The 13,049-nt window shown below is 68.7% G+C and carries 12 protein-coding genes; 5 read left to right on the plus strand and 7 right to left on the minus strand.

The genetic code is table 11. From position 1 onward, the window contains the following. The first annotated feature begins 106 nt into the window (after positions 1–106). Genes uraD (ACWF0M_RS09170) through guaD form a run of 5 tightly spaced genes read left to right on the plus strand, consistent with a single transcriptional unit; the run spans position 107 to position 8,109 of the window. Positions 107–2,032 (plus strand): 2-oxo-4-hydroxy-4-carboxy-5-ureidoimidazoline decarboxylase, encoded by a 1,926-nt coding sequence (uraD, locus tag ACWF0M_RS09170; protein ID WP_452235090.1) that lies wholly within the window; start codon positions 107–109, stop codon positions 2,030–2,032. Next, entirely contained in the window at positions 2,029–3,465 is a 1,437-nt protein-coding gene (locus ACWF0M_RS09175) for a xanthine dehydrogenase small subunit (protein ID WP_452235091.1), read from the plus strand. The genes uraD (ACWF0M_RS09170) and ACWF0M_RS09175 overlap by 4 nt, the downstream gene beginning before the upstream one ends. Beyond that, positions 3,462–5,903: a xanthine dehydrogenase molybdopterin binding subunit gene (gene xdhB, locus ACWF0M_RS09180; RefSeq protein ID WP_452235092.1), complete on the plus strand. Its 2,442-nt coding sequence runs from the start codon at positions 3,462–3,464 to the stop codon at positions 5,901–5,903. The genes ACWF0M_RS09175 and xdhB overlap by 4 nt, the downstream gene beginning before the upstream one ends. A gap of 5 nt (positions 5,904–5,908) precedes the next feature. Next, positions 5,909–6,835 carry a xanthine dehydrogenase accessory protein XdhC gene (gene xdhC, locus ACWF0M_RS09185; protein ID WP_452235093.1) on the plus strand — a complete coding sequence of 309 codons (927 nt, stop codon included), beginning with the start codon at positions 5,909–5,911 and terminating at the stop codon, positions 6,833–6,835. After that, positions 6,832–8,109: a guanine deaminase gene (gene guaD / locus ACWF0M_RS09190; protein WP_452235094.1), complete on the plus strand. Its 1,278-nt coding sequence runs from the start codon at positions 6,832–6,834 to the stop codon at positions 8,107–8,109. Before xdhC ends, guaD begins: the two co-directional genes overlap by 4 nt. Here guaD and ACWF0M_RS09195 read toward each other — a convergent pair whose 3' ends face one another. The 7 genes from ACWF0M_RS09195 to ACWF0M_RS09225 form a co-directional block, all read right to left on the minus strand. Beyond that, positions 8,110–9,084 (minus strand): type IV toxin-antitoxin system AbiEi family antitoxin domain-containing protein, encoded by a 975-nt coding sequence (locus tag ACWF0M_RS09195; protein WP_452235095.1) that lies wholly within the window; start codon positions 9,082–9,084, stop codon positions 8,110–8,112. Between the two features lie 118 nt (positions 9,085–9,202). Continuing rightward, complete coding sequence (locus tag ACWF0M_RS09200) at positions 9,203–10,546, minus strand: 8-oxoguanine deaminase (RefSeq protein ID WP_452235096.1); 1,344 nt, start codon at positions 10,544–10,546, stop codon at positions 9,203–9,205. 2 nt (positions 10,547–10,548) lie between these two features. Next, on the minus strand, positions 10,549–11,454 hold the full coding sequence (pucL, locus tag ACWF0M_RS09205; protein ID WP_452235097.1) for a factor-independent urate hydroxylase: 906 nt from the start codon (positions 11,452–11,454) through the stop codon (positions 10,549–10,551). 6 nt (positions 11,455–11,460) lie between these two features. Continuing rightward, entirely contained in the window at positions 11,461–11,778 is a 318-nt protein-coding gene (gene uraH / locus ACWF0M_RS09210) for a hydroxyisourate hydrolase (protein WP_452235098.1), read from the minus strand. Next, positions 11,775–12,269, minus strand: coding sequence for a 2-oxo-4-hydroxy-4-carboxy-5-ureidoimidazoline decarboxylase (uraD, locus tag ACWF0M_RS09215; RefSeq protein ID WP_452235099.1), 495 nt, complete (start codon positions 12,267–12,269; stop codon positions 11,775–11,777). Before uraD (ACWF0M_RS09215) ends, uraH begins: the two co-directional genes overlap by 4 nt. A 172-nt stretch (positions 12,270–12,441) precedes the next feature. Further along, positions 12,442–12,816, minus strand: coding sequence for a helix-turn-helix domain-containing protein (locus ACWF0M_RS09220; protein WP_452235100.1), 375 nt, complete (start codon positions 12,814–12,816; stop codon positions 12,442–12,444). Continuing rightward, the gene (locus tag ACWF0M_RS09225; RefSeq protein ID WP_452235101.1) at positions 12,809–13,048 is read right to left on the minus strand and encodes a thiamine-binding protein; all 240 of its coding nucleotides are present in this window, start codon (positions 13,046–13,048) and stop codon (positions 12,809–12,811) included. Before ACWF0M_RS09225 ends, ACWF0M_RS09220 begins: the two co-directional genes overlap by 8 nt. Position 13,049: the final 1 nt, after the last annotated feature.

Here is a 13,049-nt window from a genome sequence, read left to right on the forward strand (position 1 = left end):
GGAGCGTTCTCTCGGCGTTCATCTTCGGAGGTTCACGGGGTGCAATCCGCAGCTCGGTGAGTTGATGCTCGGGTGCAGGTCAAAATCCCCCGAGGAGCGTGTCCCGATGAAGGCAGTCCTGCGACCGAGCCGCCATACCAACCGCCATCCCGTCGACCAGGTGCTGCCACCAGGGAAGCTGGCCGTGTACGGCGCTCAGCACGTACTGGCGTTCTACGCCGGGGCGGTGATCGTACCGATCCTGCTCGCCAGTGCGATCGGGCTCACCACCGAGCAGCTCATCCACCTGATCAACGCCGACCTCTTCACCTGCGGTATCGCGTCGATCATCCAATCGGTCGGGTTCTGGAAGGTCGGCGTACGGCTGCCGCTCCTGCAGGGCGTGACGTTCACCGCGGTGTCGCCGATGATCGCGATCGGCCTCGCGGCCGGCGGCGGGACGGACGGTCTGCTGGTGATCTACGGCGCCGTTCTGGTCGCCGGGCTGGCCACGTTCTTCATCGCACCGTACTTCAGCAAGCTGATCCGGTTCTTCCCGCCAGTGGTGACCGGCTCCGTGATCACGATCATCGGTCTGGCGCTGCTGCCGGTCGCGGCCGGGGACGCGGTCGGCGGTGCCGGCCCGACCGCGGCTCCGACCAGCGGTAAGAACATGGCCTACGCGCTCGGCACGCTCGCGCTGATCGTCCTGATCCAGCGCGTCTTCAAGGGCTTCATGGCGACCATCGCGGTTCTGATCGGCCTGGTCGTCGGGACCCTGGTGGCCTGGGCGCTCGGCGACGCGCACTTCGGCGCGGTCGGCGACGCCGCCTGGGCCGGCGTGACGACACCGTTCTACTTCGGCTGGCCGAAGTTCTCGATCGCGGCGATCATCTCGATGGTCGTGGTCATGCTGATCACCGCGGTGGAGACGACTGGTGACGTCTTCGCGACCGGTGAGATCGTCGAGAAGCGGATCGGCCGCGACGACATCGCCCGGGCGCTGCGGGCCGACGGCCTGGCGACCACGATCGGCGGCGTCTTCAACTCGTTCCCGTACACCTGCTTCGCCGAGAACGTCGGCCTGGTCCGGCTGACCCGGATCCGCAGCCGGTGGGTGGTCGCGACCGCGGGCGCGATCATGATCCTGATCGGGCTGGTGCCGAAGGCCGGTGCGATCGTGGCCGGCGTACCGCACCCGGTGCTCGGCGGCGCGGCGCTGGCGATGTTCGCGACCGTGGCCGTGGTCGGGTTCCAGACGCTCGCGAAGGTCGACTTCCACGACCACCGCAACGTCGTGATCGTCGCGACCAGCGTCGGCCTGGCGATGTACGTGACCGCGCAGCCGCAGGTCTCGCAGGCCGTGCCGGACTGGGCCGAGATCATCTTCGGCAGCGGCATCACGCTCGGCAGCCTGACCGCGATCTTCCTGAACATCCTTTTCCACCACGTCGGCAAGAGCTTCGGCCCGGCGGTGGCGGGTCAGCCCGGTGACACCGTGCGGCTGGACCAGGTGAACGAGATGACCCGCGAGGAGTTCGTCGAGACCTTCGGATCCCTGTTCCAGGGGCCGCGCTGGGCCGTCGAGCGGGCCTGGGAGATGCGGCCGTACGCCGACACGCACGCGCTCCGGCGCTCGTTCCAGGAGGCGTTGTTCTCCGGTTCCCGCGACGAGCAGGTGGAACTGATCCAGGCCTACCCGCGGCTCGGATCGCAGTTCGTCGCGGACGGTCTCAGCGGGGAAGCCTCGCTGCGAGACCAGTCGGACAAGGGCCTGACGTTCCTCGGCGACCCGGAGCGGGACGAGCTGACCGCGATCACCTCGGCGTACGAGGAGCGTTTCGGCTTCCCACTGGTGATCTCGGTGCGCGACGCTGAGTCGTACGAGCGGATCGTCGAGCAAGGTCGCGAGCGGCTCGGCAACTGCGAGAACCAGGAGCACGCCGCCGCGCTGCTCGAGATCGCGAAGATCGCCGGCTACCGGTTCGACGACTTCGTCTCCGACGCCAACCCGATCCACAGTGCACGCACCCGATGGAGCACGAACCGATGACCACGCAAGCCCTCCGCGCCCCTGCTGTGACCGTGAACGGTGAGCTCACCGCTCTCGGCGACGTATCTGTACACACCAGCGTGCTGGACTGGCTGCGGGACCGCGGCCTGACCGGCGCCAAGGAGGGCTGCGCGGAGGGCGAGTGTGGTGCCTGCTCGGTGATGGTCGCCCGCCCCGGCATCGACTCGCAGACCGAGTGGACCGCAGTGAACGCGTGCCTGCTGCCGGTCGCCTCGCTGGACGGGCAGGAGCTGGTCACGTCGGAGGGTCTGGGCTCTCCGGCTGAGCTGCACCCGGTCCAGAAGGAGATGGCGGTCCGCGGCGGCTCGCAGTGCGGGTACTGCACACCGGGCTTCGTCTGCAGCATGGCGGCGGAGTACTACCGGCCGGGACGTGCTTGTGGCGAAGGTGATCATGAGCACGGGCCGAACGGGTTCGATCTGCATGCGTTGAGCGGGAACCTGTGCCGGTGCACGGGGTACCGGCCGATCCGGGACGCGGCGTACGCGCTGGACACTCCGGCCGAGAACGACGCCTTCGCAGTACGCCGCGACTCGCCCCCACCCGCCCCGGCGGCCACCGGCATGGTCTCCACCGAAGGCGAGTTCATCCGGCCCGCCTCGCTCGACGGAGTGCTGGAGTTGCTCGCCGACCGGCCGGACGCGCAGGTCGTGGCTGGTTCGACCGACCTCGGTGTGCAGGTGAACATCTTCGGTTCCCGCCCACAGCTGACCATCGCGATCGACCGCCTGGAAGAGCTCCGCGAGTTCAGCGTCGGTTCCGACGAGGTTCGGTTGGGTGCGGCGCTGACGCTGACCGAGATCGAGCGGAAGCTGGCGGGCCGGATCCCGTTGCTCGAGCAGATGTTCCCGCAGTTCGCGTCTCGGTTGATCCGCAACGGCGCGACGATCGGCGGGAACCTGGGGACCGGATCGCCGATCGGAGATACACCACCCGCACTCCTGGCCCTGGATGCATCGTTGGTACTGGCGTCTCGCCGCGGTGAGCGGACCGTGGCGCTCGCTGACTACTTCACCGGCTATCGCCAGACGCTGAAGGCGGCTGACGAACTGATCAAGACGATCGTGATTCCGTTGCCCTTGGCACCGATGACCGCGTTCCACAAGATCGCCAAGCGGCGCTTCGACGACATCTCGAGCGTCGCGATCGGGTACGCCGTCGAGATCCTTGATGGCGTGGTCATGGGGGCCCGGATCGGGCTCGGCGGCGTCGCAGCCACCCCGTTGCGTGCTCGCGAGACCGAGGCCGCGTTGGCCGGTCGCCCGTGGACCGAGGAGACCGTGCGGATCGCGGCGGGGGTGATGGCCGCGGAGGGTACGCCGATGGACGATCACCGCGCGAGTTCGTCGTACCGCTCCGCGATGCTCGGCCAATCGTTGCTGCGTTTCTATTTCCAGGGGGTCGGCGCATGAGCTCGTTGTCGGAACGGCCTGCTGCGGCCGTCGTCGGCGTACCGATGCCGCATGAGAGCGCGGCGCTGCATGTAACCGGGGCCGCCTTATATACAGACGATCTGGTGATGCGGACCCGCGACGTACTGCACGCTTGGCCGGTGCAGTCGCCGCATGCCCACGCGCGCGTGACCGCGCTCCGGGTGAAGCCGGCGTACGACGTACCCGGTGTGGTGCGCGTGTTGACGGCGGACGACGTACCGGGAGTGAACGACGCCGGCGTGAAGCACGACGAGCCGTTGTTCCCGGGTGAGGTGATGTTCAACGGGCACGCGGTGTGTTGGGTGCTCGGGGAGACGTTGGAGGCTGCGCGGCTCGGGTCGTTGGCGGTGGAGGTCGAGTACGAGCCGCTGCCGTCGTTGGTGAGCGTGCGCGAGGCGATCGACGCGGGCAGCTTCCAGGGCATCGGGCGGCACCTGGAGCGTGGCGACGTCGAGGCGGCGTTGGCGGGGGCGGAACACGTGTTCCGTGGCGAGTTCGAGTTCGCCGGGCAGGAGCACTTCTACCTCGAGACGCATGCGGCGTTGGCGCTGGTGGACGAGTACGGGCAGATCTTCGTGCAGTCGAGCACCCAGCACCCGTCGGAAACGCAGGAAATCGTTGCGCATGTGCTCGGGCTGGCCAGTCACTCGGTGACGGTGCAGTGCCTGCGGATGGGCGGGGCCTTCGGCGGCAAGGAGATGCAGCCGCACGGGTTCGCCGCGATCGCCGCGCTCGGTGCGACGTTGACCGGGCGACCGGTGCGGTTGCGGCTCAACCGGACGCAGGACATGACGATGTCGGGGAAGCGGCACGGGTTCCACAGCTCGTGGACGGTTGGGTTCTCTGATGATGGTGCGTTGGTCGCGCTAGATGCGACGTTGACGGCCGACGGCGGATGGAGTCTCGACCTGTCGGAGCCGGTGCTGGCGCGGGCGATGTGCCACATCGACAACGCGTACGAGATTCCGCATGTGCGCGTGGACGGGCGGATCGCGCAGACCAACAAGACATCGCAGACCGCGTTCCGCGGGTTCGGCGGGCCGCAGGGGATGCTCGTGATCGAGGACATCCTCGGCCGGTGCGCCCCGCTGCTCGGGTACGACGCGTTGGAGCTGCGGCGGCGGAACTTCTACCAGCCGGGCGACTCCACGCCGTACGGGCAACCCGTCCGGCACGCGGACCGGTTGGAGTCGTGCTGGAGCCAGGTCATCGCGGCTGGGGACGTTACCGCGCGACAGGCCTCGCTGGAGGCGTTCAACGCGTCGCACGAGCATGTGAAGCGCGGGCTGGCGATGACGCCGGTGAAGTTCGGGATCTCGTTCAACCTGACCGCGTTCAACCAGGCAGGGGCGCTGGTACACGTCTACAAGGACGGCTCGGTGCTGATCAACCACGGCGGCACCGAGATGGGGCAGGGCCTCCACACGAAGATGCTGCAGGTGGCGGCGACCACGCTCGGGGTGCCGTTGGAGCGGGTACGGCTCGCGCCCACGCGGACCGACAAGGTGCCGAACACGTCCGCGACCGCGGCCTCCTCGGGTGCTGATCTGAACGGTGCGGCGATCAAGAACGCGTGCGAGCAGATCCGGGAACGGCTGGCGCAGGTCGCCGGCGGAAAGCTCGGGATCAGCCCACACGACGTGCGATTCGTCGACGGCGTCGTCCGCGGGTTGTCGGGCGACGGCGTGGACTGGAACTCGCTGGTCAATCTCGCTTACCACCAGCGCGTGCAGTTGTGGGCGGCCGGGTTCTACCGGACCGAAGGCCTGCACTGGGACGCCAACGCGATGCGCGGCGAGCCTTTCAAGTACTTCGCGTACGGCGTTGCGGCGGCCGAGGTCGAGGTCGACGGGTTCACCGGCGCGTACACCCTGCGCCGCGTCGACATCGTGCACGACGTCGGCGACAGCCTCAGCCCGTTGATCGACATCGGCCAGATCGAGGGCGGTTTCGTGCAGGGCGCCGGGTGGTTGACGCTCGAGGACCTCCGCTGGGACGAGAGCTCCGGCGATCGGCGCGGTCGGTTGTCCACGCAGGCGGCGAGCACGTACAAGCTCCCGAGCTTCTCCGAGATGCCTGAGGTCTTCAACGTCACGCTGCTGGAAAAGGCCCACGAGGAAGGCGCCATCTACGGCTCCAAGGCCGTCGGCGAACCACCGCTCATGCTGGCCTTCTCCGTCCGTGAAGCACTACGTCACGCAGCCGCAGCCTTCGGCCCTGCCGGCACCAGCGTCGACCTCCCCTCCCCAGCCACCCCCGAAGCCGTCTACTGGGCCCTCGACAAGGCCCGCTCCGGAGCGGCTGACTGGGCCGAGGGCCCGGGGCCTCGCACCGACGGCGCGGGGCCTTCTCCGGCGGCCCCGTCCTCTCCGCCCGGAGGCGCTCCCTCCGCTTCTCCCCGTAGTGCGGGAGGTTGATGGAGATGGAGTGGGTAAAGGCTGTTCAGCGTCTGCGGACCGGACGATGTCCAGGGGTTCTTGTCACCGTGATGTCTGTTCGTGGGCATGCGCCGCGGGAGGCCGGGGCGAAGATGGTTGTTGCTGCTGGCAACGTCTGGGGGACGGTGGGTGGCGGGAACCTGGAGGCGCTGGGCGTCGAGCGTTCGCGGGAGATGATCGCGGACGAGGTGACGACGCCCGAGGTGCTGACCGCGGCGTTGTCCGACAAAGCGCCGTACCAGCACGGAGTTCAGTGTTGTGGTGGTGAGGTGAAGCTGTTGCTGGAGCCGTTGCCTGTGGTGCCGTCGGTGGCGATCTTCGGGGTCGGGCATGTGGGGCTGGAGTTGGCGCGGATCCTCGCGCGGCATGATCTCGAGCTGCACCTGATTGACTCGCGGGCCGATCAGTTGACGGCTGATCGGCTAGCAGTGCTAGATGACGCGGTCGGGCAGGTCCACGTACACAACGTGCCGGTGTTGCCGGAGCTGGTCGTTGGTGAGCTTCCGCCTGGCACTCACGTTTTGATCATGACGCACGATCATGCCGAGGACGCGGCGCTCTGTGATGCCGCGATCCGTCGCGAGGAGCTGGCGACGATCGGGCTGATCGGGTCCAGCGCGAAGTGGACGCGGTTCCAGCGGAAGCTTGCCGAGGACGGCAACTCCGCCGAGGCGATCGCTCGGATCACCACGCCGATCGGTCTGTCCGATCTTCCCGGCAAGGAGCCGGCCGTGATCGCGGTAAGCGTCGCCGCCTGGCTCCTCCAGCAGTTCATCGCCGAGCGGCAGTCCGCTTCGGCTCATCCCGCCGAGCGGTCGTCCGCTTCGGCCGAGGTCGCCGACCGGCATCCCGTGTCGGCTCGTCCTGCCGTGCGTCGCCCCGCGCCGGCTCAGCGTGAGGCAAAGGCATGACTCTTTATCGTGGCACGTTCATCGACACGCCGGAGAACCCGTTCGAGGGCGGCGGCCTGCGGGTCGACAGCGACGCGGGACTGCTGGTCGAGGACGGGATGATCGTTGCCCGCGGCCCGTTCGTGGAGATCCGCCAGACGCACCCTGCCGAGCAGGTCGTGGATCTGCGCGACGGCGTCGTACTGCCCGGGTTCGTCGACACCCACGTGCACTTCCCGCAGATCCGCGCCGTCGGCGGCCTCGGACTGCCGTTGCTCGAATGGCTCGACCGGTACGCCCTCCCCGAGGAGGCGCGGATGGCCGACGCCGACTACGCGGCAAGCGTGGCCAACGAGTTCGTACGCGGACTGGCGGCGGCCGGTACGACGTCGGCGCTCGTCTTCGGCGCGCACTACGCCGACGCCGTCGACACGCTCTTCGACGCCGCGTCCAAGGTCGGCCTCCGCATCACGTCCGGGCTGGTGCTCAGCGACCGCCTGCTCCGGCCGGAGCTGCTCACCACCCCGGTCCGTGCATACGCCGAGTCGCTCGCCCTCGCGAACCGCTGGCACGGCGTCGGCCGCAACCGGTACGCCGTGACGCCGCGCTTCTCGCTCTCCTGCACGGACGAGCTGCTCGCGACCTGCCGTGAACTGATGGACGCGATCCCCGGCGCGCTGTTCACCTCGCACGTCAACGAGAACGAGGCCGAGATCGCGAGCGTCGCCGACCTGTTCGGGGGCGCCGACTACGTGACGACGTACGACCGGCACGGCCTGGTGGACCGGCGTACCGTGCTCGCGCACAACGTCCACCCGACGGACGTCGAGCTCAAGATGCTCGCTGTCAGCGGCGCGACCGTGTCCCACTGCCCCACGAGCAACGCGGCGCTCGGTAGTGGATTGTTCCCGCTGACGCGACACCTGCAGTACGGCGTACGCGTGGCGCTCGGATCGGACGTCGGCGCAGGCACCGGCTTCTCGCTCCTGAAGGAAGGTCTCCAGGCGTACTTCTGCCAGCAACTCCAAGGCGACCATGGCCGCCCGCTCTCCGCAGCCCACCTGCTCTACCTCGCCACGACGGCCGGCGCCGACGCTCTCGACCTGCCCCAGGTCGGCCACCTCTCGGTAGGCCACCACTTCGACGCCCAACTCCTCCGCCCCGCCGAAGGCTCTCCGCTGGCCGTGGCGATCACCCACGCCGAAGACACCGAAGAAGCCCTGGCCCGAATCTTCACCCTGGGCACCCCTGCCGACGTCCAAGCCGTCTGGATCAACGGCGACCTCCTCCACTGATCACCCTCGCCGGGGACTGGGAACAAGCAATCGCCTGTTCCCAGTCCCCGTCGCATGTGCCCGCAACGCCCGCTCCAGCCGCGCCGCGGTCTCGTGCGGGTTGGTCAGCTCAGCCCAGTTGACGCGCGCTACGCCGTACCCGCACTCCCGGAGGCGGTCCTCGCGATATTTCTCGGCCAGTACGGCGTCTGCGTTGTCGCCGTACTTCATCGCGCCGTCGAACTCGACCACCAGCACGCCCGCGAGCAGGAAGTCGACCCGCCCGATCAGCCGGCCGCCCGCGTCCCAGATCTCTACCTGCAGCTCTGGTTCGGGTAGGCCGTGGTTCGCCATCAGGACGCGAAGCCGCGACTCGCCGACCGACTCGCTCCGGGCGTCCGCGAACAGTACGGCGGCCTGCGCAGCCGGCAGCCCGCGCCAGTGGCGATGACGCCGTACAACGGCGGCCAACTGTTCGCGGGTCGTGAGCCCACGGAGCGCGACGTCGGCCATGACGACGCCGACCTCGTACGACGTCGTACAGGCGGTCTCCACGATCGCTCGATCGACGCTGGTGACGTTGAGACCGCCCAACTCGACGATCTCGTCGACTGCAGGCGTGCCGCGATGCACCTGGACCCCTCGGCCGACGCGGGGCCGGCCGGACGCCACACGAGTGAAGTGCGCCCTCGCCAGATCGGTCCCCCAGACGGGCAAGCCGTGGAGCAGGGCAGCGGATTGGTGACTCACGACAACATCGCCGAGCCGTTCACTCGCCATCCGCACGTGCAGTAGGTGCCGCCGAGTCGCCCGCTCCCACGGCGGTTCGTCCGGCCAGGCCCGCGGGTCGACGTACGAGTTGAAGCTCATCCTGAGCCACTGCCCGCTGCGCACGCGTTGCCGCAGCTCGCTGTCGCTGTACCCTGCGGCGTGCGCGTCCGGGCGCGTGAACCACCCGCCCCGGCCGGCCGCGATCACTTCCAGTCGTCTGTTCATGCCCAAGAAGGTGCACGTCTCGCGCGCCGCGCGGACGGGCGATCGCGCAACTGTGGATAACCCCCGGCGACTGGGAACAGGCCATTGCGTGTTCCCAGTCCCCGAGGGTTATCGCACGTCAGCCCACGAGCTTGGCCTGGGTACGGGCGACCTGGGTGGCGAGGGTGTTGGTGTCGGCGGTTTGGAGTACGTCGTGTTCTACGACGGGGCGGCCGTTGGCGAGGAGGAGCGTCAGAGGCGGGGGTGTGGAGAGAGTGAGGGCCGCGATCGGGTCCTGGATGCCGGCGTGGGGGAGGGTGGTGAGGTCCCAGACGGCCAGGTCGGCTTGTTTGCCGGGTTCGAGCGAGCCGATGTCGTTGGAGCGACCAATGATGCGCGCGCCGTCGAGGGTCGCCATTTCCAGGGCGGCGCGGACGGTCAGTGCTTGTGGGCCGCTGCGGGCGCGGGCGAAGAGCAGCGCGTGCCGGAGTTCCTCCACCAGGCTGCCGGATTCGTTGCTCGCGGCACCGTCGACGCCCAGACCGACAGGGGAACCGGCTGCGCGGAGGTCTGCGGTACGGGCGATGCCGGCGCCGAGGCGGGCGTTGGAGCTGGGACAGTGGGCGACGCCGGTACCGGTGCCGCCGAGGTGCTTGATCTCCGCGTCGTCGAAGTGGATCCCGTGCGCGAACCACACGTCCGGGCCGGTCCAGCCGAGGCGATCGGCGTACTCGAGAGGCGTGCAGTTGAACCTCTCCCGGCACCAGTCCGTCTCGTCCGTGGTCTCGGCGAGATGGGTGTGCATCCGTACGCCGCGACGCCGAGCGAGCTCCGCAGACTCGCGCATCAGCTCGCCGCTCACACTGAACGGGGAGCACGGCGCGACCACGATCTGCAGCATCGAATCGGGCGACGGATCGTGCCAGCGGTCGATCGCGGCCTCGGTCGCGGCGAGGATCTCGTCGCGGTTCTCGACCACGGAGTCGGGCGGCAACCCGCCGTCCTTCTGCCCGCGGTCCATCGACCCACGTGCCGGGTGGAAGCGCAGCCCGATCTCACTCGCCGCGGCGATCTCCGCCGCGAGCAGATCGCCACCATCACGTGGGAAGACGTAGTGGTGATCGGCGACCGTCGTGCATCCGGTGCGCGCGAGCTGGGCGAGCGCCGCCCGCGCCGCGACGTACACGGTCTCCTCGGTGATCCTCGCCCACACCGGGTACAGCGTTGTCAGCCACTCGAAGAGGGTCGCGTCCGCGGCGAGTCCGCGCGTGACCCACTGGTACAGGTGCTGGTGCGTGTTCACGAACCCAGGCGTGACCAGGCAGCCGCGTCCGTCGATCACGCGGGCATCGTCGTACGCCGGTGCGGGGCCGCGCCCGACAGCTGTCAGGCGATTGCCCTCGGCAACCACGTGTCCGACGAACTCGCGCCGGGCCGGATCGAGGGTCGCCACGTAGGCGCCCTCGATCACGATCCTCGACATGATCAGCAGAATCCGGGTACGGCGTGCCAGGCGCTGCCCGCGTCGCTGGCGTCGTCCCGCGTGACGGTCGCCTCGATCAGGCCGTACGGGCGATCGGCGGCGATGAACACCTCGCCCGGGTTCTCGACACCGAAGGGCGACAGGTCAACGAGGAAGTGGTGCTTGTTCGGCGCCGAGAACTTGATCTCGGCGACCTCCGGGTGCTGCTCGAGCACCGCCGACCCCATCCCGTAGAGCGTCTGCTGCAACGCAAGACTGTGGATCGTCGCGAATCGCGAGAGCAGCAGTCCCTTGATCTCGTCGTACGACTTGTCCCAGTCGACCTCTGTGTGGTCGTAGCGCCACCGCGCGACCAGGGACGTTGCGAGGATCCGGTCGTTCGTCTCCGGCAGCGTCGTGTATTCGTCCTTCAGGAACCCGTGGAACTCCGAGCCGGTCGACTTCAGTACGACGAGATCGCTGATCCCCGACACGACGTACGACTTCCGGTCCGCGCCCCGGCCCTCCACGTTGACGACCGTGTTCCGCACGCCGCCGCCGGTCCGCACGAACGAGTGATCATGCCCCTGGCCGTCGACCTGGATCCGCTCCCAGGCGTACTCCTCGACCTCGACCCGGGCGCCCTGCGCGGCCGGCGACGCGTCCAGGAAGTGCGCGCCGAGCGTCAGCGCGTAGTCCTCGATCGCCCCGATGCCCTTCTCCTTGGCGAAGGCGAACGCGGTGTTCTTCTGCGTGTCGGTCGGCAGTACGTCGGACTGGTCGCCGGTCGTGTGCGCGTCCTCGAAGTCGCCGCGGAGCGCGGTCGACACGCTCAGATCGCGGATCTGGTGGCGGGGCGTGTCGCGGTAGATGCGGACGACGCGGTTCTCGGCTTTGCCGTACTGGTTGGCTCCCAGGTGGATGGCCATCTGAGATCAGCTCCCTCGGTAGGTGGAAAACGCGAACGGGCTGAGCAGCAACGGGACGTGGTAGTGCCGCTCGTCGGCGACCGTGAAGGTCACGGAGACCTCGGGAAAGAAGATGTCCTGGCCGGTGGATTGCGCGTACGCCGCGACGTCGAACCAGAGCCGGTACGTGCCGTGCTCCAACGCCGGCGCGAGCTCTCCGATCCGCCCGTCTGCGTCCGTCGTACCGCTCGCGAGTAGGGCGTCGCCGTCGTACAGCCTGACCGGAACACCCTGCGCCGGTCGCCCCAGCGCGGTGTCGAGCACGTGTGTCGACAGAGAACTCATGCGTCCACCACCTTGCTCAGCCGGAGCAGCGCGATCTTGCGCAGTTCCTCGTGTACGACGATTGCCTCGGTCGCGTCGTCGTGCGTGAGACGGGTTCGCAGACTGTCCAGCATCTGCGCCGCCGACAACCCGGTGGCGCAGATCAGGAACACCCGGCCGAACCGCTCCTCGTACTGACGGTTGCCGTCGGCAAGCTCCTGCCGGACGCCGGCGTCGTCGCCGACACCCGCCTGCTCGTTCCGCGACCAGGCGGCCTCGGTACTCGCGCCCTGCGGCCGGTCCCCGATCCGCGGGTGCGCCTGGAGGGCACGATCGACCTCGTTGTCGTCGAGCTCCCGCAGCGACTGGTCGGCGACCGCGGTCAAGGCGGCGAGGTCGCCGTACGGCCGCTTGGCCAGGATCGCGTCGACCCAGCGGGGCACGTCACAGCAGGCCGCCAGTGCCGGCCGAAGCCGGTCGGTCGGAGCGGAGTTGAACTCCTCCAGATCCACGGATCACACCTTCTCGAATCCCGAAATCAACTTTCCGTATGACGAGAGTGGCAGGCGGCACGCTCGTCGTCAACAGTTTGTTGAATATTGGTGGGTGGACCGCCGCGCAGGCAGAACCCCCTCGATCGGACCCGACACGCCGCCCGCGGCGGGGTTGTGCCTGCACGGCGGTTCACCTGGCGCGGTTCAGGTAGTTGTAGACGGTGAAACGCGTGACGCCGAGCGCCTCGGCGACGATCTCGGCCGACCTGCGGTACTCGAAGGCTCCGCGCGCCTCCAGAAGCAGCACGGCCTGCTGCTTGTCGTGCCGCGACAGGTCGCGCAACGGACCGCCCAAATCCTCGGCGACACCAGCCAGGAGACTCTGCACGCCGCCCTCTGGCTTTTCAGGCGGTTTTGCAGGGGATAGGCGTACGGCGACCACGGGCTTGCCGTCCCACGCGAGCGTCACGTCGTCCGCGCGGGCCTCCGCCGCGTCGACGAGTTGTGCGTTCAGTCGCTCGACGAGCGGCGCGATCGCCTGCACCAGCGGGTGTTGTTCAGGCATCGCGGCGTACCTGCAAGGTCACCTGGCTCGCGCCGCTGGCGAACGCCGCCTCGAGCACCTTCGGGAGCGCCGGCAGCAGGAGATGCTGCTCGCCGCTGACCTGCGTACCGAGCGGGCCGAACTCGCAGTCGAGCCCGGCCGCCTCCGCCGCACGCAACGCCTCGGTGGCGTGCGCGGGCGGCGACCCGTCGACATCGAAGGGTTCCGTGGTGAACTCCGCAACCAGTCGCATG

This window comes from Kribbella sp. NPDC055110, assembly GCF_053607525.1.

Coding starts and splice junctions, on each gene's coding strand:
- ACWF0M_RS09195 (WP_452235095.1), bottom strand. CDS start 9,084: ATGAACAGACGACTGGAAGTGATCGCGGCCGGCCGGGGCGGGTGGTTC.
- ACWF0M_RS09200 (WP_452235096.1), bottom strand. CDS start 10,546: ATGTCGAGGATCGTGATCGAGGGCGCCTACGTGGCGACCCTCGATCCG.
- xdhB (WP_452235092.1), top strand. CDS start 3,462: ATGAGCTCGTTGTCGGAACGGCCTGCTGCGGCCGTCGTCGGCGTACCG.
- guaD (WP_452235094.1), top strand. CDS start 6,832: ATGACTCTTTATCGTGGCACGTTCATCGACACGCCGGAGAACCCGTTC.
- ACWF0M_RS09175 (WP_452235091.1), top strand. CDS start 2,029: ATGACCACGCAAGCCCTCCGCGCCCCTGCTGTGACCGTGAACGGTGAG.
- xdhC (WP_452235093.1), top strand. CDS start 5,909: ATGGAGTGGGTAAAGGCTGTTCAGCGTCTGCGGACCGGACGATGTCCA.
- ACWF0M_RS09220 (WP_452235100.1), bottom strand. CDS start 12,816: ATGCCTGAACAACACCCGCTGGTGCAGGCGATCGCGCCGCTCGTCGAG.
- pucL (WP_452235097.1), bottom strand. CDS start 11,454: ATGGCCATCCACCTGGGAGCCAACCAGTACGGCAAAGCCGAGAACCGC.
- uraD (WP_452235090.1), top strand. CDS start 107: ATGAAGGCAGTCCTGCGACCGAGCCGCCATACCAACCGCCATCCCGTC.
- uraH (WP_452235098.1), bottom strand. CDS start 11,778: ATGAGTTCTCTGTCGACACACGTGCTCGACACCGCGCTGGGGCGACCG.
- ACWF0M_RS09225 (WP_452235101.1), bottom strand. CDS start 13,048: ATGCGACTGGTTGCGGAGTTCACCACGGAACCCTTCGATGTCGACGGG.